Origin of the sequence: Pseudophaeobacter sp. 1A16562 (assembly GCF_041008785.1) — a bacterium.
Taxonomy (GTDB): Bacteria; Pseudomonadota; Alphaproteobacteria; order Rhodobacterales; family Rhodobacteraceae; genus Phycobacter; species Phycobacter gallaeciensis_A.
This window is the reverse complement of record NZ_JAXGFT010000017.1, coordinates 64,359-88,094: the sequence shown is the minus strand read 5'-3', so window position 1 is coordinate 88,094 and position 23,736 is coordinate 64,359. Positions and strand designations below refer to the sequence as shown.

The 23,736-nt window shown below is 58.6% G+C and carries 20 protein-coding genes; 6 read left to right on the top strand and 14 right to left on the bottom strand.

Features of this window, described 5'->3' with window-relative positions; all coding sequences use genetic code 11:
- Window positions 1–145: 145 nt before the first annotated feature.
- Entirely contained in the window at window positions 146–1,141 is a 996-nt protein-coding gene (locus SM764_RS19650) for a LysR family transcriptional regulator (RefSeq protein WP_369002538.1), read from the bottom strand.
- Between the two features lie 44 nt (window positions 1,142–1,185).
- On the opposite strand from SM764_RS19650, the gene SM764_RS19645 reads away from it, so the two are divergent.
- From SM764_RS19645 to SM764_RS19620, 6 genes are all read left to right on the top strand, one after another.
- Window positions 1,186–2,160: a Bug family tripartite tricarboxylate transporter substrate binding protein gene (locus tag SM764_RS19645; RefSeq protein ID WP_274835140.1), complete on the top strand. Its 975-nt coding sequence runs from the start codon at window positions 1,186–1,188 to the stop codon at window positions 2,158–2,160.
- Window positions 2,161–2,249: 89 nt separating this feature from the next.
- A complete protein-coding gene (locus SM764_RS19640; RefSeq protein ID WP_369002536.1) occupies window positions 2,250–2,747 on the top strand; it encodes a tripartite tricarboxylate transporter TctB family protein in 498 nt (165 codons plus the stop codon).
- A gap of 13 nt (window positions 2,748–2,760) precedes the next feature.
- A complete protein-coding gene (locus SM764_RS19635) occupies window positions 2,761–4,251 on the top strand; it encodes a tripartite tricarboxylate transporter permease (protein WP_274835138.1) in 1,491 nt (496 codons plus the stop codon).
- Window positions 4,248–5,441 (top strand): acetylornithine deacetylase, encoded by a 1,194-nt coding sequence (gene argE / locus SM764_RS19630; RefSeq protein WP_369002535.1) that lies wholly within the window; start codon window positions 4,248–4,250, stop codon window positions 5,439–5,441. Before SM764_RS19635 ends, argE begins: the two co-directional genes overlap by 4 nt.
- A gap of 884 nt (window positions 5,442–6,325) precedes the next feature.
- Window positions 6,326–7,156, top strand: coding sequence for a glycosyl hydrolase (locus tag SM764_RS19625; RefSeq protein WP_368948679.1), 831 nt, complete (start codon window positions 6,326–6,328; stop codon window positions 7,154–7,156).
- A gap of 120 nt (window positions 7,157–7,276) precedes the next feature.
- Window positions 7,277–8,866 (top strand): tetratricopeptide repeat protein, encoded by a 1,590-nt coding sequence (locus tag SM764_RS19620; RefSeq protein WP_369002534.1) that lies wholly within the window; start codon window positions 7,277–7,279, stop codon window positions 8,864–8,866.
- Window positions 8,867–9,062: 196 nt separating this feature from the next.
- On the opposite strand, the gene SM764_RS19615 is transcribed toward SM764_RS19620, so the two are convergent.
- From SM764_RS19615 to SM764_RS19555, 13 genes are all read right to left on the bottom strand, one after another.
- Entirely contained in the window at window positions 9,063–9,347 is a 285-nt protein-coding gene (locus SM764_RS19615; protein ID WP_133245386.1) for a hypothetical protein, read from the bottom strand.
- 117 nt (window positions 9,348–9,464) lie between these two features.
- A complete protein-coding gene (locus tag SM764_RS19610; protein ID WP_274868838.1) occupies window positions 9,465–10,388 on the bottom strand; it encodes a glycoside hydrolase family 26 protein in 924 nt (307 codons plus the stop codon).
- 46 nt (window positions 10,389–10,434) lie between these two features.
- Window positions 10,435–12,255: a glycosyltransferase family 2 protein gene (locus tag SM764_RS19605; RefSeq protein ID WP_369002533.1), complete on the bottom strand. Its 1,821-nt coding sequence runs from the start codon at window positions 12,253–12,255 to the stop codon at window positions 10,435–10,437.
- Complete coding sequence (gene galE / locus SM764_RS19600; RefSeq protein ID WP_369002532.1) at window positions 12,242–13,237, bottom strand: UDP-glucose 4-epimerase GalE; 996 nt, start codon at window positions 13,235–13,237, stop codon at window positions 12,242–12,244. The genes SM764_RS19605 and galE overlap by 14 nt, the downstream gene beginning before the upstream one ends.
- Window positions 13,234–14,226, bottom strand: coding sequence for a UDP-glucuronic acid decarboxylase family protein (locus SM764_RS19595; protein WP_369002544.1), 993 nt, complete (start codon window positions 14,224–14,226; stop codon window positions 13,234–13,236). Before SM764_RS19595 ends, galE begins: the two co-directional genes overlap by 4 nt.
- Before the next feature lie 792 nt (window positions 14,227–15,018).
- Window positions 15,019–15,750 (bottom strand): proteasome-type protease, encoded by a 732-nt coding sequence (locus SM764_RS19590; RefSeq protein ID WP_065272802.1) that lies wholly within the window; start codon window positions 15,748–15,750, stop codon window positions 15,019–15,021.
- Window positions 15,751–15,786: 36 nt separating this feature from the next.
- A complete protein-coding gene (locus SM764_RS19585; RefSeq protein ID WP_369002531.1) occupies window positions 15,787–16,584 on the bottom strand; it encodes a transglutaminase family protein in 798 nt (265 codons plus the stop codon).
- A complete protein-coding gene (locus SM764_RS19580) occupies window positions 16,585–17,526 on the bottom strand; it encodes an alpha-E domain-containing protein (RefSeq protein WP_065272804.1) in 942 nt (313 codons plus the stop codon).
- Between the two features lies 1 nt (window position 17,527).
- Window positions 17,528–18,952: a circularly permuted type 2 ATP-grasp protein gene (locus tag SM764_RS19575; protein ID WP_065272805.1), complete on the bottom strand. Its 1,425-nt coding sequence runs from the start codon at window positions 18,950–18,952 to the stop codon at window positions 17,528–17,530.
- Window positions 18,953–19,211: 259 nt separating this feature from the next.
- Window positions 19,212–21,269 carry a pyridoxamine 5'-phosphate oxidase family protein gene (locus tag SM764_RS19570; RefSeq protein WP_369002530.1) on the bottom strand — a complete coding sequence of 686 codons (2,058 nt, stop codon included), beginning with the start codon at window positions 21,267–21,269 and terminating at the stop codon, window positions 19,212–19,214.
- Window positions 21,270–21,317: 48 nt separating this feature from the next.
- On the bottom strand, window positions 21,318–21,938 hold the full coding sequence (locus tag SM764_RS19565; protein WP_274830219.1) for a glutathione S-transferase family protein: 621 nt from the start codon (window positions 21,936–21,938) through the stop codon (window positions 21,318–21,320).
- Window positions 21,939–22,212: 274 nt separating this feature from the next.
- Window positions 22,213–23,064, bottom strand: coding sequence for a polysaccharide deacetylase family protein (locus tag SM764_RS19560; protein ID WP_369002529.1), 852 nt, complete (start codon window positions 23,062–23,064; stop codon window positions 22,213–22,215).
- 44 nt (window positions 23,065–23,108) lie between these two features.
- The gene (locus SM764_RS19555; protein ID WP_369002528.1) at window positions 23,109–23,726 is read right to left on the bottom strand and encodes a TetR/AcrR family transcriptional regulator; all 618 of its coding nucleotides are present in this window, start codon (window positions 23,724–23,726) and stop codon (window positions 23,109–23,111) included.
- Between the last annotated feature and the right edge of the window lie 10 nt (window positions 23,727–23,736).

Genomic DNA, 23,736 nt, shown 5'->3' with positions numbered 1-23,736 from the left:
TGACACTGCTTGAGTGGTCACGAGGCACGGGGCCGCTTTGGGCTGAGAAAGTCTACCATATCCTGTTTCATATTGGCGTTGTGCACCAATATCGAAGCCATCGAGCGTGGTATCCCGATGCCGTTGTCGGGGTCAGATGCCACGCTCAAAGCACCAAGCCTTGGCTACGCAGGCGTGCGATTTCGGTGGCGATTACGTCAGAAAACGCCTGGCCCACCGCACTGAGCGGGCGGTCGCGGGGGGTGAATTGGGCGATGTCCCAAGCGATGGAGGGCAGGAGCGGGCGGTCCACTACTTGGGCTGGATCCAACAGGCGGCAGGCCACGGGATCAACGATGGCGAGTCCTAATCCCATTTCCACGAGTTTGACCACACCGCGCAGGTTGCGCATCTCGGCGGTGATGTTCCGCTGCACGTCGATGGTCTGCATGAGGTAATCGACTCGGGTGCGCAGTGGACTGCCCGGGGCCAGATCGACAAAGCTCTCGCGCCGCAGGCGGGGCAGGGGGATTTCACCCGGCTGGTTCAAAGGGTGATCCACTGGCAGGATGCAACGCGCTTCGCAGCGGGCCAAGGTGCGGGCCGTGGCGCCAAAAGATTCGGCCTCCAGGGTGATCCCCAGCGCCAGATCGCAACTGCGTTCCGCGATCATGCGCATCATTTCCTCCATTCCGACATCGACCAAGCGGATGCTGACACCGGGGTGACTGCGGCGGAATACGGCGATGGCATCCAGCAGAAACGTATCGCAGAATACTGGTTGGGCGGCGATCACCAGATGGCCGAGTTGCTTATTCGCGATAGCGGCTGCTTCCTCTTCAATGTCGCGCATGGCGGCGAGGGCACGCTGCACCGTCATGTGATATTGAAAGGCCTCGGGTGTTGGGGCCAAGCGGTTGCGTTTCCTGAGAAAAAGAGGAAAGCCCACGTGCTCTTCAAGAGCGCTAAGCAGGCGGCTGACGGCTGGCTGACCCAGCCCCAAGAATTCACCAGCAGTCTGCACGCTGCCGAGGCGCATGAAAGCATCAAAAGCCTCGAGTTCTCGCACTTTGATCATCTTGTTGCTCCCCTCAGTATGCATTTTTTGCATACTAGAGGTGATCCTTGTCAATATTTGAATACTGTGGAACAGGATCCCCATCGTAAACTCCGGTCGGGCTCCCGGCCGCTTTGTGGGAGGATACCATGAAAAAATTCATCTCAGGCTTTGCCCTGGCCGTCTCGATGGTCGCTGGCGCTGCCATGGCAGCTGACTATCCCGAAAAGGCCGTGACCCTGGTGGTTCCCTATGGCCCCGGCGGTGCCTCCGATCTGGCAGGCCGTGCCCTTTCCGAAAGTGCAAAGCCCTACCTGGGACAGCCTGTGACCGTGGTGAACAAGCCTGGCGCCGGCGGCATGAACGGCGCGCGTTTCGTTTCCGAAGCGGATGCGGACGGATACACGATGCTGCTGGCCCGCGTTGGCATGGCGCTGACCCCGGCCGTGAACCCGCAGGCTTCAGTCGATTGGGACGCGTACACCTTCGTGGGTAGCCTGGAAGCCACGCCGATGATCCTCGCGGTGAAGGGCGATGCCGCCTATGACAGCGCGGAAGATCTGGTTGCCGCGGTAAAAGAGTCCGAGGGCCGCATGGCCTATGCGGCCTCCGGCGCGACCGCAATCGATGGGTTCACCGTGCAATCGCTGCTGTCGGATGCCGGTCTGGATCCGCTGACTGCTGCGACCTTGGTGCCTTACAAGGGTGGCGGAGCACTGGCGACCGCGCTGCTGGGTGGTCACGTGGACTTTCTGGCGATCTCGGCGGGTTCGCTGATGCCGCATATCGAGAGCGGAAGCATGAAGCCGCTGATGGTCTTTGCTCCCAAGCGTATGGACAAGCTGCCCGAGGTCCCGACTGCGGCTGAGCTGGGATACGAGCAGGCTGGTCAAGTCACCGGCTGGAGTGCGCTCTATGCACCCAAGGACCTGCCGGAAGACGTGATTGCCAAATGGCAGGACGTGCTGGGCCAAGTGGCTACAGATGAGACTTGGCTGACTCTGGCCGAACGCCGCGGGTCAATCTCGACCGTGGGCGCCGTGGACATGCCCGCCTATGCCAAGGCGCAGTACGAACTGTTCAACGGCTTGGCGAAAAAGTTCGGCTACCTGCCCGCCGAATAAGCCTCCAGCGCTTTCACTCACAAGACCGGAGCGGCCCCGTTCCCATTCGGGCGGGCGGGGCTGCTCCTCCTACAGCGAAAGATCGAGCGATGACCAAACCTCTCTTTCGCGGCCTTTTGATCGCAGCCTTTTTTGCCCTTGTGGCCGCCGTGCTGATCCCGGTCTATGTGCCGCGCCCCGCATTCATTCCCGGATTTGCCCCTCCGCCCGATATGTGGCCGCGTACGGTGGCACTTATCGGAACCGGTCTGGGCCTCCTGGCCATTGTGCAGGCAGTTCTGGGACGCGGCCTGCCAAACGAGGAGTTGATCGAGACCGATGGTGCTCCTGTTGCCACCATGGTGCTTCGGGCGCTGGGCGCCGCTGCTGCCTTTGCGGGCTTTGTTCTGGTGGTGCCGCTGGCCGGATTTCCCATTGCGGCTATGGCTCTGACGGGACTGTGCATCCTGCTGACCGGTGAGCACGGTCACGTCCTGTGGGCGCTGGCGATTTCCATTCTCGGACCGCTCCTCCTTCTGACATTTTTCCAGCAGGCGCTGGGCACGCAGTTTCCCAAAGGGATGCTGACGACGGCGATCGGGATCTGAAGGGACTGACACCATGATGAATGACATTCTGATCGCGTTGCAGGCGGTCGCCACGCTTGAAAACCTCCTGATCATGGTCGCAGGTATCTGGGGCGGTGTGATCATCGGCGCCATACCGGGCATGACTGGTACCATGGCGGTTACGCTGGCGTTGCCCTTTACCTTCTACATGGCGCCGGTCCCCTCGATCCTGCTGCTGGTGGCACTTTACAAGGGGTCGACTTACGGCGGCTCGGTTTCGGCTATCCTGATCAAGACGCCGGGCACCGCCTCGGCTGCCTGCACTGCGCTGGATGGATATCCGCTGGCGCAGCAGGGAAAGGCGGGTAAGGCGCTGAACATGGCGCTCTACTCGTCGGTTACCGGCGATTTCATTTCGAACCTGTCGCTGATTTTTCTCGCCGCGCCGCTGGCGATGCTTGCGCTGCACGTGGGGCCCCCGGAATACTTCATGCTGATGCTATTTGCCCTCACCACGGTTGCCGGGGTGTCGGGAAATTCGCTGCTGTTGGGATTGGTTTCAGCCGCCATGGGCCTGCTTTTGGCCACTGCGGGAGAGGATATGTACGGTTCCTTCCGCTTTGCCTTTACCGATGACATGCAGGCGGGACTGTCGGTGGCGCCTGTTCTGATCGGTCTGTTTGCCCTGCCCGAGCTGATCAAGATGATCGTCATGCGGGCGGCCCCCGATCAGGAGACCGCTAAGCTGGGTGATCAGAAGGTCAGTCGCGCGGAATTTCTCAGCTCGCTGAAGTCGATCCTGCGCGGCAGTTCCATTGGCGTGATCATGGGGGCGATCCCGGGCATCGGCCCTTCGGCTGCGGCGTTCTTCTCTTATGGCGAAGCGCAGCGGAGTTCGAAAAACGGCAAGAACTTCGGCAAGGGAGAGCTGGAAGGCATTGCAGCCTCCGAAAGCGCCAACAACGGTGCCTGCGGGGCGACCATGATCCCGCTCCTGGCGCTGGGCGTGCCCGGTGATGTGATTACCGGCGTGATGCTCGGAGCCTTCATGATCCAGGGCCTGACCCCCGGGCCGCTGCTGTTCCAGACCAACATGCACGAGATCTACATGCTGTTCATCGGCATGCTGTTCTCCTCGGTGTTGCTGTTCGGGGCAGGCAAGCTGACGATGCGGATGTTCTCTTATGTTGCACATATTCCGCAAACCCTGCTGACGCCGACGGTGCTTCTTTTGTGCCTGTTCGGGATCTATTCGATCTCGTCCAGCATGTTCGACGTTACGGTACTCTTGGTGATGGGCTGCGTGGGTTTTGCCATGTTCCTGCTGAATATCCCGGCTGCCCCCTTCCTCATCGCCTTTATTCTGGGACCGATGATCGAAGAGAACCTGCGCCGTGCGCTGGCGCTTTCGCGCGGAGAGCCGGGCATTCTACTGTCTTCCCCGATCACCTGGGTATTTGCCGCCCTGATTGTTTTTGTGGTGGGCCTGACCGTGCGCCGCGAAATCCAGAAATCCAAAGAACGAAAGGCCCTGATCTCATGAGCCAGCCAGCGCGAGCCATCGCCCCAAGCCATCCGCAACTGGAACAGGCCAAAGAGCACCTGCGGGCGCTGATCGGATTTGATACCGTGTCGAAAAATCCGAACCGGCCCCTGATTGAACATATGGCGGTCTACTTCCGGAAGTTGGGGGCGGAGATCACCCTTCTGCCGGACGAGAGCGGGCAGAAGGTAAACTTGGTGGCTCGGTTCGGCCCCGAAGACCAGCCGGGGGTTGTCCTGTCGGGGCATACCGATGTGGTTCCTGCCAATGAGGACACCTGGCTCACACCGCCCTTTCTCATGGATGAGCGTGATGGGCGCCTCTATGGGCGCGGCGCCTGCGACATGAAGGGCTTCGCGGCCTGCGTCATGGCCGCCGCACCGGCCTTTGCCGCGGCAGACCTGAAGCGTCCGCTGTACCTGTGCTTCTCCTATGACGAGGAAGTCGGTTGCCTTGGCGCGCCGGATATCGCCCGCCACCTGGCCGCGCTGCCGGTGCCGCCGGAGTTCGCCATCATTGGCGAACCCTCCGACATGGAGCTGGTCACTGGCCAGAAGGGCAAGATCGCAATGCGAGCCACTGTTACCGGCACCTCGGGGCATTCGTCCTTCTCCCCGCGCCATGTGAACGCGGTGGAATACGCCGGCAGGGTGTTGCAGCTGATTACCGAACGGGCCGCAGCGTACGAGACCGAGGGGCCGTTTGACGGAGAGTTCACCGTGCCTCATGCGACTTTGCTGGCGACCATGATCTCGGGTGGAGTGGCCACCAACGTGACCCCGGATCATTGCAGCTTTACCTTCGAGTTGCGTTCGATCGGGCAGAATGACTCGGAGGGAGAGATGGCGGCGCTGATTGAAAGCGCCGGTGAAATCAACGCCGAAATGCAAGCGCGTGCGCCCGGGTGCGGCATCGCGTTCAGTCGCATCTTTGCCTATCCGGCGATGAACGATGCCCGCAACAGCGCCGGTTTTCGCGCGCTGGCGGATCTGATGCCCGAATATGGCGGTAAGGTATCTTACGGCTCCGAAGGGGGCGTGTTCGAACAGATCGGCGGCATCCCCTCTGTCATTGTGGGGCCCGGTTCGATCGAACAAGCGCACAAGCCCAATGAATTCGTCGAGATCAGCCAGATAGAGGACTGCCTGGAGTTCCTGGAGGAGCTCACCGTGCGCCTGAGTGAAGCCTGAAACTGATTTGGTCCTTCAAAGTGCAAGTAAACAGATGGGCCGGGGTAAATACTCCGGTCTATTATTCTGGAATGCCTGTTCTGGAATCTCGCAGTGCTCTAGCAGGATTAGGATGCATCACGAGTATTGTAGGGTTGCACAGGAAGACATTGTGACCGGCATAGTCTGCGATGAAGAGCGGGTTGAAAATACCTTTTGGCCTTCAGGGCAATGTAGCGAAGTCCACCGGGATACAATTTGACCACGGGTTCCAGCTTTGAACAATCCGCTTCCTTCACACCAAATGGGATCAAACATGGCAGGATGGTTGAGGTAGATGGCGACGGCAGCAGGCTCCCGCAACCAACCTTAATTGGATACTCATGCGTGTTCTCATCAAGCCCTTCCACAGAAGGGCTTTTTGCGTTTTGAACCAAGTCGATGATTGCCGCCAGCGCGCCTTCAAGATGGGTCTACCTGACTGGCGGGATATCGGGGCGCCGAAAGAGGCGACGTATCCGAAGCCGAATAGGCGTTTGCCTCGCGGTGGTGCTGCTTACCTGTCACAGCAGCCAAGGAACCATTCAGTCCTGGTCTCGGAGAACTGGTCTAAGACCCTTTTCCGTGCGACAAGGCTTCACAGCAGCAATGAGGCAGATGAGATGGGCCAAAACGGGTCCAAGGGGTTGTGAAACGGGATCGAAATTCTCATCCCGGCAAGAAACCCTTCAGCATTCTCCTAAAAAAGTAAGTAAAAATAGGAATGTACGACAGAAAACGAGCGTCACAGTTAACAATTTATACCCACTTCTTGCCCAAGAATGGCCGTTCTAACGCGTTAGACCGCCTGAACCCCAAGTCGCGTCAGGCGGCTTGAGTTGACAGCAACTTGGAGAGGCGGGTTCATGCTGCGCTATGTGTTTGCGACACTTATGGCCATGATGATTGTTGGATCAGCGCAGGCTGAGAAGGCAGGGGTCGGGGCCTGGGAAAATTCCAGCTATACCATGTTAAAATGGCTGGAAGATACGCCGGCGCTCGGGTGGTATTACAACTGGCGACCCGATCAGATGTATACCAGCCGCCGCCACCGACGCAGTGTGGAATTTGTACCCATGATCCACAACGTGTCGGATGTGAACAAGCCAATACAATCAGATTTGCCTGTACGGCATCTGCTGGGTTTCAACGAACCGGACGGCGAACGCAGACTGTCCGTTGCACGCGCGGCCGCATTGTGGCCCAAGCTGGAACGGCGTGGTCTGCGCCTAGGCAGCCCGGCCACCACACAGGGCGGAACGCTGGGGAAAAACTCCTGGCAACGCCGCTTCATGAACCAAGTCGAGGCGCGCGGGCTGCGTGTCGATTTTATGGCGGTGCACTACTATTCCACCAACGGAAGCGTGAGGGAATTTCGCGACTGGCTGAAAGCTGTTCACGCGGAATACAATCGCCCGATCTGGGTTACCGAATTTGCTTATGTTGACTGGCATCGACCCGGATCTGCGACCTATCGGAAAAATGCCAAATTCGTTGAAGATGCCATGCGCATGATGGAAGGTTTGCCATTTGTGGAAAGACATGCTTGGTTCGCCGCCAATCCCTACACTTGGAATGGCCACACTCCGCATCTGAACCTCGTCAACGACGATCTGACCCTGACCCCGACGGGGCAGGCATTTGACCGGACCCTCAGCCAACTGGAAGCCCTGCGCGTTTCCAGCCGGGAAAACTAGCGCACTATAATTTTGGTGTCGCCTGAGCATTCTGTATTTGGGTAGGATGCGGCCTGGTAATTCATTCAGCCTCATACCATTGCTAAGGCAATCGAGTTTGGATCGCCTCTGCGCAGGGCTTTGAAATTGAACCGTTTAGATAAGCCAATAGAGCGGCGCGTGTCTCCCGCTACCATAGGATCATACATTTGCCGCATCTGGATTCATTTGACAAAGGCGGCCTCAAAGGCGTCTAATAAAAGGGTAAATAGTGAGGGAAGGGAAATGTCCGTACGTCCTCCTCTATTGAAACGAATTGGCATCGGTCTTGTTGTAATTCTCAGCGCTACCGGGCCAGTCATTCACGCCCAAACAGCTGAGTTTGACGCCTTGCAAGAGGCTGCCGCAGACCCGGGCGCCGTTGACGCTCAACTCCAGCTTGGTGAAATCCTCCTTTATGGCAACAGGGGGCTGCCCCAGGACAAGGATCGGGGGATGGCGCTGATTTCACAGGCAGCGGTGGCCGATCACACGGCAGCGCAAGCGGTGTTGGGCAAAGTCCTGCTCGATGGCTTCTATGTCGAGGCGGACCCTGAAAGGGGGATGCGTCTGCTGCGCACGGCCGCTGACAAGGGCGATCTGCTCGCCGAGGAAACGCTGGGGCAGGCGCTTTTGTGGGGCGTGGGAACACCTGCTGACCCGAGCAAGGCGCGGGACTATCTGAGCTTGGCAGCGCAGAAGGGAGGCCCGGATGCAATGCGCATCCTGGGAGAACAACTCATCAGCGGCCGGATCATGGAGCAGGACCTTGCCACTGGTGTGCAGTTGCTAGAACGCGCGGTGGACACTGGCGATGCCGAGGCCAAGGTGGCTCTGGGCACTTTATTGTTCTTTGGTGGCGACCTACCCAAAGACCGGCCCCGCGCGACCGCGCTTTTCAAAGATGCGGCAATGGCGGGCAATGGCGAAGGCCTGCTCCACCTTGGCGCGGATATGATGTGGCGTCAGAAAGACCGCAAGACCGCAAAGGCCCTGCTGATCCAAAGCGGGGAGCTGGGCACTGGCGCGGCCTGGGCGACCCTGGCTGAAGGGGCGATGTTCGGATACCTTGGAAAGGACCGGCGCGGGCAATTCGAAACCTTTGCCGAAAAGGCGCGTGCGGCAGGTGAACCCCGTATCGCTAAGCTGGAGGCGTTGCGACAGCTATACGGCATCAATATGCGCGCAAGCGGTCCAGATGCGATCGACATGCTTGAACAGGCGTCAGAGGATGGCAACCCCGAGGCGGCTAAATTCCTGATCCAGCTTGTCCGCGACGGTAACCGGCTCAATGTCAGAAAGTCACCAAAAAAGGCAGCAAGATATTTGGAGCGCTATTCCCACCTTCTTGACGAGGCCGATCGGGAGCGGCTGGAGTTTACCCTGAAGCTGGCGGGCACGCGGCGGTCGGACCGGTATGACGAATTTCTCGCAGAATTCAATAGTCGACCAGACCTGAAGAGCACCGACTTTGGCATGGATGTCTTTGCCAGCAACCCGAATTTCGCGATTTTCGTCCTGCAATCCAGGTTCAAACAACAAGGCAAGGCTGTTGGCCCCCTAGACGGGTATGCAGGGCCACGCACCCTGAAAGCTTTGTGGAATGCCTGCCAGGCCTTGCCGGATACGGAACCCTGTCAGGATACCGTGATGCAGCCCAGGGTCATCGGAGCGCTGCTGGCTCAACGATAATGTGCAGGGGCCGGAGACCGGACTGACAGATGCTTGATTGGCAGAAAAGGGTGCCAGATCCACTGGGGGCAGCTTGGCCGGGTCGTGCACCGCAGACCTTCCGTGTCGGCGGCAGACTTGCTCCGGAAAAGCGGAGAGGTCATCTTTTCTAAAGATGTTGGTTTAGATCCAGCCGGGGATCGCGGCGATCACGGCTTTAGCCGCGATAGCAACGCGACTTCTGACCAAACCCTGCCGGCGAACAAATCCACGTGGCCCCGCCGCGCGTGCTCATCCAAGAGGCCCGCCGCGCCGCCTGACGTGCACGTGCTTCGCGTTTGCTCACCTTCTTGCCATTGGCCATCCAGTTGAAAGCATAAACATTCTCGACGCTTTGCTGTTCTGCCTCGGCGGCTGCAGTCATTGGGATCGCAGTGATTGCCACAATAAACCCAACACTGAGCGTCGCAGACACCCAATCGGTCGCTGTCTTCATAAACATTGCTCGCTGCCCCTAGCTTGCTCGGGTGGTTTCCCCACCATTGATGCGCTAAATTAAGGCATGCTTATGGTTAAGCAATGGTTGATTTGTGGCTGCTTTGTGAGTGGCGAATTTTTGCTAGTTGCCAACCTCCTGATCTTCGCCGATCACTCGGTTTTCCAGGCGCCAATCCGGCAAGCCATATCCATCTGGCCAGGGGTAGACCTCTTTCTGGTTGAAGTAGACCACACCGGACAACAGCGGTTTGTCGGGCTGTGGTTGCCGAACTTCCCCTTCCCATTGCGCCACGTAGGCGGCGCTGCCGACAAAGCCAAGCTCTGCAACGATGACCGGCTTGCCGAAAACTTCTACACGAGCATAGGTTTCGTCCAGCCACTGTTGGTACTTGCGCGCGCCGCCGAGAATATCGATCTCCCATTGCTCGAGGCCGAAAATCGACAGGCCTACAATATCAACGTAGTCGTCACCGGGGTAATAATCCTCCAGCCCGTCATCCCCTGCGGGCGACCAGACAACAGTGATGTCGGGGGCCTGATCACGGCAGATGTCAATCATTCGCTTGTACGAGGTGATATAGTCTTCCGGATCCCAATCTGACCAAATGAATTGGCCTTCGTTGCGCTCCATTTCATGCGCCCACCGCACAGAGATCGGGCTTTGCAGATCCTTGAGCACCTGGCAGATGCCGCGCATATTGGCGTCATAATAGCCATTCAGGATGCCATTGCGCAGAAATTCCGGTGTGTTGCGTTCGTCCACGGTCCAGGTCCAGGGTTCGATCGTGACCATCAGGGCGCGCCCGCGTTCCAGCGCATATTCATCGGCATCCAGAAGGGAAATCAGCGACACGTCCTCCCAGGGCAGGAAGACATGCTCAATCACCGCATCGGGTTCGTCGCTATAATCTCCCTCAGGGTCAAATGCGCCATAGGGCATGTTGCCGGGCGGAAGAGGCGCAGCGGACAGGATGAGGGGAGATCCCGCGATTGCAATCGCAGCAAGTATGCGCCTCGCGCGAGAGACTGGTTTGAAACGTTTCATAGACCCGGTCCTCCTATACTGTGGTCACCGCACTGGGTTTCTTCGGTCACCACGCTGGGGTGCGTTCATCACCCCAGTCAAAATTAAACCTATATCCAAACGGATCTCGATGTGCGCTGCCAGCCCCCGCGACGTTGACCTGCACGTCGACGATTTGCACCGATTCAAGGCCAATCGACAGGGCATAGGCGCTTTCTGCTGCGCGGATCGTAAAGGCGCTGAACAGCAATGTCGCTGTGGTCGCCACAACGCCCGTCTGCACTACAACATCCCGCCACTGTAATCTGACGGGCCATCCGTTCTCGTGAAAATGTCTCAACACCGTCACGGTCAGTGTGGCGGTATAAAGGCTCCCGGAAAACAACGTCAGGAGATAAAAACCCTGCGCCTGTTCCAGATGTTCCGCCAGCAATACCGGTAGGATACACCCTAAAGCCAGAATCGCATAGACCGCCCAGACCTTGACCGGCAAACGGGTTGGCCCGGTATTGCCCTTGGGGGTGATCCGGAAATCGACAAAGCGCCCTGTTAGGCTGTCTCGTAGGGCCGAAATGCATCCCCACAATACCCAGGGCCATTGCAGCATCAGGAACAGGGTCCGTTCCCAGCTGATAAGGGGGGCATCCACGGGGCGGAAAACCTTCAGCCGCCGCAGGGCGCTTGCCAGCAGCAGCAAGGCCGCGATCTGTGGCACCGCGTGGAGCAGGTACTGAGGAAACGTGATTTCCGCGTAACGGACATCGAACACAACCGCGAGAATGGGCAGCAGGTACATCAGCAAGAAAGTTACGCCGAAGATGGGATAGAGCATCTGACAGAACAGGAACTGCCATTTCAGCCGCAGTGGTAGTTGTCGCAGATAGTGCGGCGTATGCACCAGCAACAGGGTCACCAGGCTGCGGGACCACTGGAACTCCTGAGTCGCAAGATCGGCCACCGTTGCCGGGCCGTCGCCGATGGCAATCGCATCCAGCGCATGCACCCCCCGCCAGCCTGCCGCATTGATCAGCATTGTTGTGGAATGATCCTCGGCCAGCTCAGGCCCCAATCCGCCAGCCTCCTGCAAGGCACGGGTCCGCACGGCGTAGTGGGATCCGATACACATCGGTGCAAACCCGGCGGTATAGCCCGCCTGCAGCACCCCGTGAAACGCTCCTTCGGTGTGGAGACGCGTGCGCGCCGCCCAGTTCCGGGAGGCGTTGGACGCACAGATGGATGGGGCGCTGACATAGCCCACATCCGCATCTGCAAAGGGGCGCAACATTTCGCGCAGGTAGCCCGGTTGCGGCACGTGGTCGGAGTCTAGCTGGCTTACGATATCGTATTCCGCGTAGCCCCAGTGATCGTAGAAATAGGCAAGATTGCCTTCCTTGCAGCGTGTGCGTCTTGGCCAGGTTGCCTGATGATACTCTTCCACTCCTTTGCGGCTGGAAATCCTCACGCCGTGACGGGCGCACCAATCTATGGTGTCGGCGCTGGGGTCTTCATCCGCGAGCCAGGTGTCATGCGGATAATCCTGCGCCAGCATCGCCTCAAGCGTGGCCTGCACAACCGCGAACGGTTCTGAGGGCGTCTTGGTCACGATCATGGCCACGCGGAATTGCCCAGGCTCTGGATCGGGCGCGCAGGAGCGAACTGCGCGCAACGCGAAATAGACGAAATAGCATTGCAGGAAGCTCAGCCAGCCCAGCAGCCCGGTCACAAGGGCAAACCGCCAGGGAGATGCGATGTGCTCAGGCGAGAACCACCATGTCCAGAACCACAAAGTCGCGCCCGCCCATATCCCCAGCAGGGCCCAGAACAGGACCCGTTTGCGTCCCACAATTATACGGGACAGGTTGCGATATCGGGGGTCACGCTGCGACATTGCATTTCAGCCCGAACCACGGGGCCGCATCTTCAATGATCTGGTCCAGCGAAGACAGCTCGGCCCGGAACCCCAGCACCTCGGCGGCGCGGGAAGGGTCTGCAGTCAACGACGGCGGATCACCGGCGCGACGAGGTTCGATCCGGATGGGCAACTTCCGGCCGGTCTTCGCCTCGATGGCGCGCACGATTTCAAGAATCGAATGCCCCCTGCCGCTGCCGAGGTTCAGCTTGATCGATGGCTTTCCCTGCATCAGGTGCTGCAGGGCCAGAACATGCGCCCTGGCCAGATCCGCCACGTGAATATAATCGCGAATGCAGGTCCCATCCGGTGTCGGATAGTCATCGCCAAAGATCGAAAGGACTTCGCGTCGCCCCGACGCTGCCATCAGCGCAAGGGGGACAAGGTGGGTTTCGGGATCGTGTTGCTCGCCCAGCTCGCCTTCGGGATCTGCCCCCGCCGCATTGAAGTAGCGCAGGCAGGCAAATGTCAGATCCGTCACATGGGCGAGATCTTCCAGCATCTGCTCGCCAATCAGCTTGGTCCGGCCATATGGGTTGATCGGCCGTTGCGGCGTTGTCTCGACGATCGGCAATGTCTCCGGCACACCGTAGGTGGCACAGCTTGAGGAGAATACAATCCGCTTGATGCCGGTCGCGCTTGCAGCCTTCAGCAAGGAGATCATGCCGCCGACGTTGTTGTCGTAATAGGCGTTCGGGTGCTGAACGCTCTCTCCGACATAGGCGGAGGCTGCAAAATGCAAAATCGCGGTGACCTTGTGCTTTGAGATCGCGGCCGCAACCGCATCCTGGTCGCGTATATCGCCCTTTACGAAGGGTCCAAAGCGAACGGCCTCTGCGTGCCCGGTGGATAGATTGTCAAAGACAACGGGAAGGTACCCTGCCATTTTCAAGGCCTTGCAGCTATGCGAACCGATAAACCCGGCGCCGCCCGTAACAAGGATTGAGGAAGCTTGGGTCATTGTCCTGCTGGTGCCTCCGCTTCCTGATCTGCCGCCAATCGCTCACGGTACCACTCGATTGTGGATGCCAGCCCCTCGTCGAGGTTCACCTTTGGCGACCAGCCCAAGATCGTCTTGGCGCGGGTAATATTGGGTTTGCGTTGCCTGGGATCGTCCTGCGGCAGTGGCCGGAAAGTAACACCTGCCCGCGACCGCACCATTTTGACGACCTTTTCGGCCAGCTCCAGCATGGTGAATTCACCAGGGTTCCCCAGGTTCACGGGCATCTTCTCATCCGAAGCCATCAGACGGATCAACCCATCGACAAGATCGCTCACGTAGCAGAAAGAGCGGGTTTGCAAGCCGGTGCCATAGACGGTCAGTTCCTCGCCTTTCAGGGCCTGCACGATGAAGTTTGACACAACCCGCCCGTCTTCGGGGTCCATGTTGGGACCATAGGTGTTGAAGATCCGTGCAATCCGCGTTTCAACCCCATTGTGGGCGCCATATTCCCAGAACAATGTTTCCGCCACGCGCTTGCCTTCGTCATAGCAGGCGCGGGGGCCGCAGGTGTTGACGCAGCCGCGGTAGTTTTCATCCTGCAGAGAAATTTCCGGATCGCCATAGACCTCCGAGGTGGAGGACTGCAATATCCGCGCCTTCTTGCGGCGGGCCAGCTCAAGCAAATTGAGCGCACCCAGAAAACAGGTTTTGCAGGTATGGACCGGGCCTTCTTGATATCTGTCCGGTGAGGCAGCACAGGCCATGTTGTAAATTTCATCTACAGGCCCTGATATATCTAACGGATCACAGATATCATGCTGGATGAGGCGGAAATGACGATGCTGTAAAAACGGTGCAATGTTGCATCTGTTTCCAGTTTGGAAATTATCGACGCAGATAATTTCGTGTTCTTCATCAATTAAACGTCTGCACAGGTTTGATCCTACAAAACCGGCCCCGCCGGCAATAAGGATAACTTTATGATTTCGTGTAACGACACGCGGCATGATACTGGTACGCAAATCCACTCCTCCCCAAGAAGTGTCAGAGAAAAAAGCAACAATCGGCATAAATGCGAAATGGAAGTGCGTGATATTTCCGACGGTTTGAACTTGCCAGTTCAGCTGTCTATACGACCTCCGGATAAGAAGCCTGCCATAGTCTAATAAAATTTTCAACAAAATAAGGAGATTGGTGCAGGCAGCTTCGGCTTCCTACTGAATATGGTGTGGCTTTCCACTTTTTGCCAAATTTGTTCCCGTATGGGTGGTTTGAATCAACGCGTGGTGGTGTCATTTATTGCGAAATTTGCCGTAGGATTTAAGCAATTGACCGCTGCGGCAAAAAGGCCGTGTTAGCGATTCGATACTGCTTCAGATTAATTTCTTGGGTAAAGTTGAGTTTGCGCTTTTACTGTGATGTGGGCGCCGTATTTGTAATTTTGTCACGCATCCTGCCGATGGCTGTGGCTCGCCGCAGGGGAATGGCGCATAATCAATAGAAAAGCTTGCGACGAGTGCGGTTGCTGACAAGAGGGTCTTCGGGGCTCTGTCGTATCAGTGCGCGCGCGCCGCCGATCCTTGAGCCTCCCCAAAACAATCTTGATGGCTGTTTGGCAGTGAATTGCGCAGCAATGTCACGAAAGGGGGGGCAGATGCGCGGTTTGTGGTCGCGCATGTTGTAATTCACGGGTGACGGGCCGCCTGAATCCTTGTGATCGGGAACAGGTTTTGGAGGTCATTCCGGAACCCTATGGATGGCGAATATGCACAGAATATGGGCTCAGGCGTTCGGGGGCCTTAGATCTTGTAGGCAGGCAACCCGTCCAAGGCCTCTTTCAGCGCTTGTCCCCAGCCCGATGAAATCGCCTGATAGGCCGGATCGTCGATTTCAATCCGGGAAATACTTGTCTGATCAAAGCTGTCGTTGTCATACACATGCACATCAAACGGCGGTGCGACGGAGAGGTTTGATTTGACGGTTGAATCGAATGAAACCAGCAAAAGCTTCAGCGCGTCCTCTGTCGACATTTCCGGTCCGAAGGCCCGCACGAGGATGGGTTTGCCGTATTTGGTTTCACCAATCTGGAAAAATGGCGTGTCTTCGGAAATCTCGATGAAATTGCCTTCGGGGTAGACAAGGAACACCGTGGGCGCGCCGCCTTTGATCTGGCCGCCGACGATGACAGAGGCGCTGAAGGCATCCGACGATTGCTGCCCCTCAGGGGTGCTGTAGGAAATCACCTCGCGTAGGGTCGAGCCTACCAGACGGGCCACCTGGAACATGGTGGGCTGGTTCAGAATTCCGGGATCACGGTCATCGGCGGCTTCGGTACGTTCGCGCAGCAGGCTGATCAGGGCCTGTGTTGTTGCAAGGTTACCCGCCGTCATGATCGTTATGCTGCGCTCCCCCGGGACGCCGAACGTGAACATCTTGCGCGTGGAGGCAAAGTTATCGACACCCGCATTGGTGCGCGTATCCGACATGAAAATAAGGCTATGGTTCAGCCGCATCGCCACGCAGTAAGTCATAGGGGGTCACCAACAGATCAAGATCGCGAAACTTTCTTACTGCTGCACCTGTAAAGATACAATGAGTGACTCCTCACCGTGCCCTATCCGCAGGCCTGAGATCGGCGCAGCATCATGGGCGTCGCGTCCAATGGCAAGCCGCACATAGCGCTCGTCCGGTGAGATCTGGTTAGAGACGTCAAAGCCGACCCATCCCAGCCCCGTGATATGGGCTTCAGCCCAGGCGTGGCTGGCATCCTGATCGATCCGGTCGTCCATGACCAGATACCCGCTGACGTAGCGCGCCGGAAACCCCAGCAGGCGAGCCGCGGAAATGAAGATATTCGCGTGATCCTGGCAGACACCGCTGCCCTGACCCGCAGCCTCTTCCGCCTTGGTTTCGGTATGGGTTTCATTGAGCGTATAGGGCACGGCGCCAAGGACAGCTGCAGACAGCAGGTGCATCTTTTCCAGCTCGCTCCCCTTGTCCGGCACGTTATCTGCGATGGCTTTGATCAGCGGGCCAGCCTTGGTCAAAGCGGTGGATTGCTGGAAATACCAAAGCGGGGCGCGGCCATAGACAGGGCCAAGAACCCCGGCTTTGTCCTCGGTGTCCACCTCGCCGCGGGCGGTGATGGTCAACCCGGTTGCCCCTTCGTCCGCGCAGATCAGGCTGACGCGGTTGCCGTGATGGTCACGATAGCTTGCCGCAACGCTGCCGTGCTCCACATCGATGTCCCAAGTCCTGACCTGTTGCAGGGGGCCGTCGACAGGTTGCAATCGAACCTGTTGCAGGGCGCCGGAGACGGGATGATCGTAGATGTAGGTGGTGTTATGGGCGATCTTGATGCGCATCTAACTGATGAACCTGTATTCTTGTTCGATCCTCGTGCCGATGTCGGCGATATCGATGATCGATTGCGATATGAACTCGTGAAGCCCGTCTTCGAAGATGGATCCGATGTCGCGGTGCTGCAACCGTGCCTGCAAGGCACGCGCTGCCTTCAGGCTGCCACTTTCCTCGCCTCCGGTGGGGCAGAGGGCCGCAAGATTCGAGGTGATGTTGCAGGCACAGAACGCCAGTGACCGGGGGAAGCGTTCGTCGAGCAAAAGAAACTCTGCGATGCTGGCAGCGTTGAAATCATCGTCAAACGCGTGCCGAAAGGACCGGTGCGCCGAGACCGAGCGCAGGATCATTTCCCACTGGACATTATCGAGCCTGCTTCCGACGAAGGACGGCGATGGTAGAAGTGCGTGATACTTTACATTCACAATCCGCGCGGTGCTGTCCGCCCGTTCGATAAAGGTGCCAAGACGGCAGAAATTATAGGGATCATTACGCAGCATGGTGCCGTGCAAGGCCCCGCGCACGAGAGCGGATTGATGGCGGATCGCCTCAAGCGTCTGCGGCAGGTCCGCCTCAGAAACGGGTGTTTTAAGAAGATCCGTCAGCACCATCCAGGTTTCGTTCACGGCAATCCAGACTTCGGTGGTCAATGCGGTGCGGACAAGTCGCGCATTGTCTCGCGCTGCCTTGATCACCGACAGGACCGAGCTTGGGTTGCTTGGCTCCCGCAGCAAATAATCGCTGACGTTCTGGCTGGTGTATTCGAGATGCCTTGCGTCAAAGCCCTGTTTTTGCGCTGCGGCAACAATGATCGACCGCCAGTCCGATGCTGGATCCGTGGACCGGGTCAGGGCAATACGGAACCCCGCTTCGATCAGACGTGCGGTGTTTTCGGCCCGTTCAAGCCCGCGGAACATCCAGTACAGACCGCCTGCAGTTTTTCCCAGCATATCAGCTCTCCAGGACCCAGGTGTCTTTGGTACCGCCGCCCTGGCTCGAATTCACCACAAGGCTGCCCTCAGTCAGAGCAACGCGGGTAAGACCGCCCGGCGTAATGTTGATCTCCTTGGGCGAAACCAGCGCAAAGGGCCGCAAATCCACATGGCGCGGGGCCAGGCCCTTTTCAGTAAAAATTGGCACGGTCGACAGGCTCAGCGTGGGCTGGGCAATATAGTTGGCCGGGCGCGCGATCAGTTTTTCCCGGAAGGCTTCGATTTCCTTCTTGCTGGCCGCGGGGCCAACCAGCATGCCGTAGCCGCCCGATCCGTGCACCTCCTTCACCACTAGGTCGGAAAGGTTATCCAGCACGTATTTCAGACTGTCCGGTTCAGAGCAGCGATGCGTCTCCACGTTCTTCAGGATCGCTTTTTCGCCGGTGTAGAATTCAATGATCTCAGGCATGTAGCTGTAGATTGCCTTGTCATCAGCCACCCCCGTGCCCGGCGCGTTGGCTATGGTGATGTTGCCCGCGCGATAGATATCCATGATGCCCGGCACGCCCAGCATGGACTGGGGGTTGAAGGTCAGCGGATCAAGGAAATCATCATCGACACGGCGATAGATCACATCGACGGTGCGATATCCGCGTGTCGTGCGGACCTTGATCCGCCCGTCAATGATGCGCAAGTCATGGCCCTCGACCAGCTCAACGCCCATCTGATCGGCGAGAAAGCTGTGCTCGTAATAGGCCGAGTTGTGAATGCCCGGCGTCAGCACCACGACAAAGGGACGCCCCTCGCAATTCGGCGGGGCCGAAGCTTCAAGCGAGGCGCGCAGGTTCTTGGGGTAGTCGCTGACCCGCTGCACCTTGATCTGGCTGAACAGCTCCGGGAACATCTGCAGCATCGTCTCGCGGTTTTCCAGCATGTAGCTGACCCCGGAGGGCGTCCTAGCATTGTCTTCAAGTACGAAGAACTCATTCTCGCCCGTGCGCACGATGTCGGTGCCGACGATATGGGTGTAGACGCCACCAGCGGGAGTAAAGTCGATCATCTGCGGCAGGAAGGCGTCGTTCTGCGCAATTACAGAGATCGGCACGATGCCCGCCCGCAGGATTTCCTGCCGGTTATAGATATCGTGCAGAAAGGCATTGATCGCCCGCACCCGCTGATCAACACCCCGGGCCAGAGTGGTCCACTCCCGGTTCGAAAGGATCCTCGGTATCAGGTCAAAGGGGATCAGGCGTTCTTCCGCATCATCCTGACCATAGACATTGAATGTAATGCCGGTGCGTCGGAAAAATCGCTCCGCCTCTTCGGATTTCTGGGCAAGGCGCACAACATCCTGCTGGTTGAACCATGTATGGTAGCGGTCGTAGGGACCCCGCACACCGTTTGAGCGACACATTTCGTCGAAAAATTTATCTTCACTCGTCATACCTAACCGTTGCCAGACACTTGGCTAAGCACAAGGCCTGACGACAGTGGCGCCTCTGTGGTGTCCCTATGATGCCTGTTTTTTGGGCGTGGGCGCGTGTTTGTGGGCAGGCGCCAGATTGCGGCTCTGATCCCGCTGGGGTCTATTGGCTGAGAGCAGACGCAACGCAAACCGACCGGCAGGAGCAGAGAATGACTGAAGACGAGCTGTCAAATGTTAGTCCAAAGGCTGTTGCAACTCCGCCATCATGCACCTCCGCTCACAAGTCGAGCTCGATTGTGTCAGAGCCTTTGGCCGGAACCGAGCAACAGAGCAGTGTTTCACCCGGCGGCGGGGTGATAGACGGGTCCGTTGTATAGGTGGTGGTGCCACTTTTCAGCCGGGTGCTGCACATGCCGCAAGTACCCGAACGGCAGCTGAATTCCGGCGTCAGCCCATGGGCTTCGGCCATTTCCAGCAAGGACCCGTCTTCTGGTTGCCATGGCATTTCAAACCCGGATTTCGCAAAGCGCACGACCGCTTGCTCCGCGGCAGGTTCCACAGGCTGAGGTGCGGTGGCTTTCTTGCGGACGAGCGATGACGGGCCAAACGCCTCGGCAAAGATGCGGTTGTCTGGGACGCCCAAGGTCAAAAGGCTGTCATAAATCGCCTGCATGAATCCTTCGGGTCCACAAAGGTGGAAATCAAAATCGTCGAGCCACAGCGCCTGGCGCAGGATATCATCGTCGATGACGCCGGTTTTCCAGGCCGGACCTTTCGCAGCGCCCTTGGCGGGCTTTTCCGACACCAGCGGCAGGTAGCGGATCTGTCCGCCAGAAGCCTGTGCCAGTTCATCCAACTCTCGTGCGAAGGCCTGGACCTTGGTGTTGCGGGCGGAATGCAGCACCGTGATCTGGCGGCGATGCCGGGTGCGCAGACCTTCGCGCAGGGCATGGCGCACCATCGCAACCATCGGCGTGATCCCGACACCGCCTGCGATCAGGACTGCGGGGCGTGTGGCAGAGGCATCCAGCGTGAAACCGCCGCGCGGCGCCTTTGCCTCCAGCTGGTGGCCGGTCTGGATTTTTTCGTGCAGGTGGCGGGAGACGCGGCCCTGTTCCTCTTTCTTCACTGAGATCCGGTAGAAGGGTTCCCCGGGCGCAGATGAGACGGTGTAGGTGCGCAGCAATGGGGTGTCCTCTCCGGGAAGCGGCACCCGCAGGGTTAGGAACTGCCCGGCCTCGAAAGGCAGAAGCGGCAGGCCATCCGCCGGTTCAAGGTAGAAGGACCGGATCTCCGCGCTTTCGTCCTCGATGCGGGACACCCTGAAGGCGCGCCAAGCGTTGCGGTGCTCTTCGGCCTTTTCGCGCGCATCTGCATCGGTCCAGGTGTCGGTCAACAGCGTGTTGGGGGAAAAGGCCCCTTGGCCTGCACGGAAGGGCAGCGCATTCTCGGTCCAGAGGCCCTGATGGAAGGTGAATTGCCAGCCGCGCTGCGCCCCCTGGAAGGAGGAGATGACGGGATCATCCGCTTCCAGAAGCTCTACGGTTCCTGTCAGCTGCAACAGGGTCCCGGTCGCAAAATCCGGGATCAGCAGCCCAGCGCGCGGGTTCAGCAGGAAATTTCCCAGCGTGTTGTAGTAGTTGTTCCCCGGAAATTCGGGAATGGTCAGCGTATTGCCTTCGACGTGGATGAAACCGGGCCGACCGCCGCGGTGGGAGACGTCCACCCCTTCTCTTTCAGGAGTGTCGCCTGGCGGGATATGGCTGGAGACAAAGAAAGTATCGGCGGCTTCGATCAGCGACCGGACGCGTCCTTGCAGATCTTTGATCGGCTCTGACTGACGCCGGGCGTCTCGGATGTCTGCCGCTTCGAGCTGGCGAAGCTGGATATACTGCGGGCAATTGCCGAAGGACTGGTCCACCTTCAGGGTGAGCGCCTTTTCGGACAGGGAGGCGATGCGGCCATTGACCCGGTTGCGGCGGCGACTGTGCAGTTCGATCCCCAAAAGGCCCAGCCGGGCCCCGGTGCGCAATTCCGAATGAACCGGGTCGCCCTCAGCAGCGGACAGGCTGATTGTCAGATGCTCGGCGTCGGGGGAGCGGATGAAGCCCGGGGCACCGGTCAGCAGGGTGGCCCAGGGCCAACCCTCTGCATCAACGGCACCTGCCGCGATAAAGGGCAGCTGAGCGTAAAACTCCCGGTGCTGATCTGGCATGAATGGGCGGATAACCCGGCGGCCGAAGACTTCCATGGCGGCGCGTTTACCTGTGCGGCGCTGCATTTCCTGTTCGCCTTCGTGGAAGGGCGAAAATACGTTTGAGACAGAAGAAGACATCGGACCCTCCGGGGTATCTGTTGTTGTGATATGGGCAGTGCCCGGGGGTTAGGCTGCGAGGCCGACCTTGGTCACGGGCATGGCTTTGAAACCTTTCAGACCTTCGACATTGGCCAGCAGGCGACGCAGGTTCGGGTAGGCTTCCAGCGAGATGCCACCTTCGGGCGCATGCGCGCTGTAGGAGTAGATGGCGATGTCGGCGATGGTCGGCTCGGTGCCCACCAGGAATTCACGGCCTTCCATATGCGCTTCGATCTTGCCAAAGGCGGTTGCGGCCGTTGCCGCACAGAATTCTGCGTCAAACGGTGCGTTGAAGACGTTGATCAGCCGCGCTGCTGCCGGGCCAAAGGCAATCTCTCCGGCGGCGAGGGTAAGGAACTTTTGTACTTCGGCTTCCAGAACCGGATCAGAGGGCAGGTAGGCCGGTGCATATTTGCGCGCCAAGTAAACGAGGATGGCGTTGGAGTCGGCGATTACGGTGTCGCCGTCTTCGATCACCGGCACCTGACCGGCGGGGTTCAGGGACAGGAACGGCTCTGCCTTATGGGCACCTGCAGCGAGATCGACGGTGATCATCTCGTGCTCAATTCCGGCAAGGTTTGCGAACAGCTCTACGCGGTGCGAATGGCCGGACAGGGGAAAGCCGTGAATGCGGATTGGTTGGGTCATGGTCTTTTTCCTTGGATACTGATGTTTCAAGTAGGCAAGGGGACTCTATGCTAGCGTTCTTTTGGCGATAATTGACTTTCTTGCGGAATTACTGTGTACATTTTGTGGATTAATTTATCGCCGAATGGATGCGCTTAACCGGAAGCACAGGTACGGCTGTTGCGGCCCGGACCTCTTTCACGGCCAGCCTTGGCGCACCACGTCGACGTGGGGCCACCGACCGGCAAGCCGGCGGCGCCCTTTCAAAATGGCTCACGTGGAACCGCGCCGGATTTTATCCGATCACTTCCGTTCTCAGAGTGTTGCTGTTGTCTCGCGCGTGCCCGGCGATCTGCTCCAAGGGCGCGAACCACACATCGCCCCGTTCCAGAATCGCCTCGAGCCGACGCTCCATCTCGCGCCAGCGCGCCAGACGACCGGTCAGGAAGGGGTGCAGGACCGGCATCCAGAACCCGCCAGCCTCATACATGGCTTCGAATTCTTCAAAGAACGGCGTGATCCCCTCGCGCGGGCCGCGCACAGGCATCAGGTAGTCAATCTCGGCAAAATGCGCGAAGGGCGGCCAGTCGTCGGTACCCCAGTGCGGCGGCATCTCGATGATGCTGCCTGTGCCTGTTTTGACAAGATAGGGCAGCTCATCCGCCATCATTGAGCTGTCGTACAGGAACTCGTGCGCGATCAGCCGGTCCACCATTGCGGGCGTGATGCTATAGACCGGCGCGCGATAGCCGCGCGGTTTGCGGCCCGTCAGTTTGACATGCACCTCTAGGGCGCGTTCGAACAGTTCCGCTTCTTCAGCATCGGAATGCCCCATCGGGTCTTCATGGCGCCAGGAGTGATGGCCGATCTCGTGCCCGCCTTCGAGAATGGCCTCGACCGTTTTTGGGTAATTCTCCATCACCCAGCCCGGCATAAAGAAAGTCTGGGTCAGGCCAAGTCGGCGATAGGTCTCCAGAATACGGGGAACCGCCACCGTCGGCCCGTAGCGCCCCATGGAAATCGGCTGGAGCCGCAACTCTGCATCATCGCGGCAGGCATCCCGGATCAGGGAATCGGCGTCGATATCAAAGGTGATTGCGGCCGCACATGTCTTGCCATGGGGCCATTTGATGGGATGTAGAAACATGTGAATCCTTGTTTGGTCTTGCCATGCGCCGGACTATCCGCCGGTCAGGACGTTGCGATGTGGAGCGAATACAGCGCCTCAAGGTCGCGGCGGAAGCGGCGCGCGATCTCATCACTGTTGATGTCGTCCGAACTGATGAACTGGATGAAGCGAGCGTTCTGAAGGTGGAACAGCGCCTTGCCCAAGCCTTCGGCATCGACCGAAGGCGGCAGGTCCCCCGCCTCTTGCAGGGCCTTGATTCTGCGCACCAGCACCTGCGCCAGTTCCTGATCCAGTTCGAAATAGGTCTGGCTGAGCGGCGATCCCCCGTTGAGAGTCACCGCAGAAATCACCTGACGCCAGATCTCCTTTTCCAGGTTGGACATAGCGTGATCAACGATGGTCGATGCAAACTTCGCCGCGATTTCGATCAGATTGCCCGATTCTTGGGCAAGTTCGCGGTCGAGCCGGTCGATCAGCTGCGCATCGCTTTGCGTGACCATGGCAAGAAGAATGCCCGCCTTGGTGCCGTAATACTTGTGCACGGTGACGCCGGAAACCCCGGAGGCTTCTGCGATCGCTTCGATCGTCGTCTTTTCAAATCCCTGTTTTAAAAAGAGTTTTCGGGCGGATTCGACGATGCGCCTTTGACGGTCTTCTTTCTGTCGTTCTCTCAAACCCACGGTCGGATAC

Bases quoted from the DNA above. Each gene is read 5' to 3' on its own strand.
- SM764_RS19650 (WP_369002538.1), bottom strand. From the start codon at position 1,141: ATGGGGATCCTGTTCCACAGTATTCAAATATTGACAAGGATCACCTCT.
- SM764_RS19645 (WP_274835140.1), top strand. From the start codon at position 1,186: ATGAAAAAATTCATCTCAGGCTTTGCCCTGGCCGTCTCGATGGTCGCT.
- SM764_RS19640 (WP_369002536.1), top strand. From the start codon at position 2,250: ATGACCAAACCTCTCTTTCGCGGCCTTTTGATCGCAGCCTTTTTTGCC.
- SM764_RS19635 (WP_274835138.1), top strand. From the start codon at position 2,761: ATGATGAATGACATTCTGATCGCGTTGCAGGCGGTCGCCACGCTTGAA.
- argE (WP_369002535.1), top strand. From the start codon at position 4,248: ATGAGCCAGCCAGCGCGAGCCATCGCCCCAAGCCATCCGCAACTGGAA.
- SM764_RS19625 (WP_368948679.1), top strand. From the start codon at position 6,326: ATGCTGCGCTATGTGTTTGCGACACTTATGGCCATGATGATTGTTGGA.
- SM764_RS19615 (WP_133245386.1), bottom strand. From the start codon at position 9,347: ATGTTTATGAAGACAGCGACCGATTGGGTGTCTGCGACGCTCAGTGTT.
- SM764_RS19610 (WP_274868838.1), bottom strand. From the start codon at position 10,388: ATGAAACGTTTCAAACCAGTCTCTCGCGCGAGGCGCATACTTGCTGCG.
- SM764_RS19605 (WP_369002533.1), bottom strand. From the start codon at position 12,255: ATGTCGCAGCGTGACCCCCGATATCGCAACCTGTCCCGTATAATTGTG.
- galE (WP_369002532.1), bottom strand. From the start codon at position 13,237: ATGACCCAAGCTTCCTCAATCCTTGTTACGGGCGGCGCCGGGTTTATC.
- SM764_RS19595 (WP_369002544.1), bottom strand. From the start codon at position 14,226: ATGCCGCGTGTCGTTACACGAAATCATAAAGTTATCCTTATTGCCGGC.
- SM764_RS19590 (WP_065272802.1), bottom strand. From the start codon at position 15,750: ATGACTTACTGCGTGGCGATGCGGCTGAACCATAGCCTTATTTTCATG.
- SM764_RS19585 (WP_369002531.1), bottom strand. From the start codon at position 16,584: ATGCGCATCAAGATCGCCCATAACACCACCTACATCTACGATCATCCC.
- SM764_RS19580 (WP_065272804.1), bottom strand. From the start codon at position 17,526: ATGCTGGGAAAAACTGCAGGCGGTCTGTACTGGATGTTCCGCGGGCTT.
- SM764_RS19575 (WP_065272805.1), bottom strand. From the start codon at position 18,952: ATGACGAGTGAAGATAAATTTTTCGACGAAATGTGTCGCTCAAACGGT.
- SM764_RS19570 (WP_369002530.1), bottom strand. From the start codon at position 21,269: ATGTCTTCTTCTGTCTCAAACGTATTTTCGCCCTTCCACGAAGGCGAA.
- SM764_RS19565 (WP_274830219.1), bottom strand. From the start codon at position 21,938: ATGACCCAACCAATCCGCATTCACGGCTTTCCCCTGTCCGGCCATTCG.
- SM764_RS19560 (WP_369002529.1), bottom strand. From the start codon at position 23,064: ATGTTTCTACATCCCATCAAATGGCCCCATGGCAAGACATGTGCGGCC.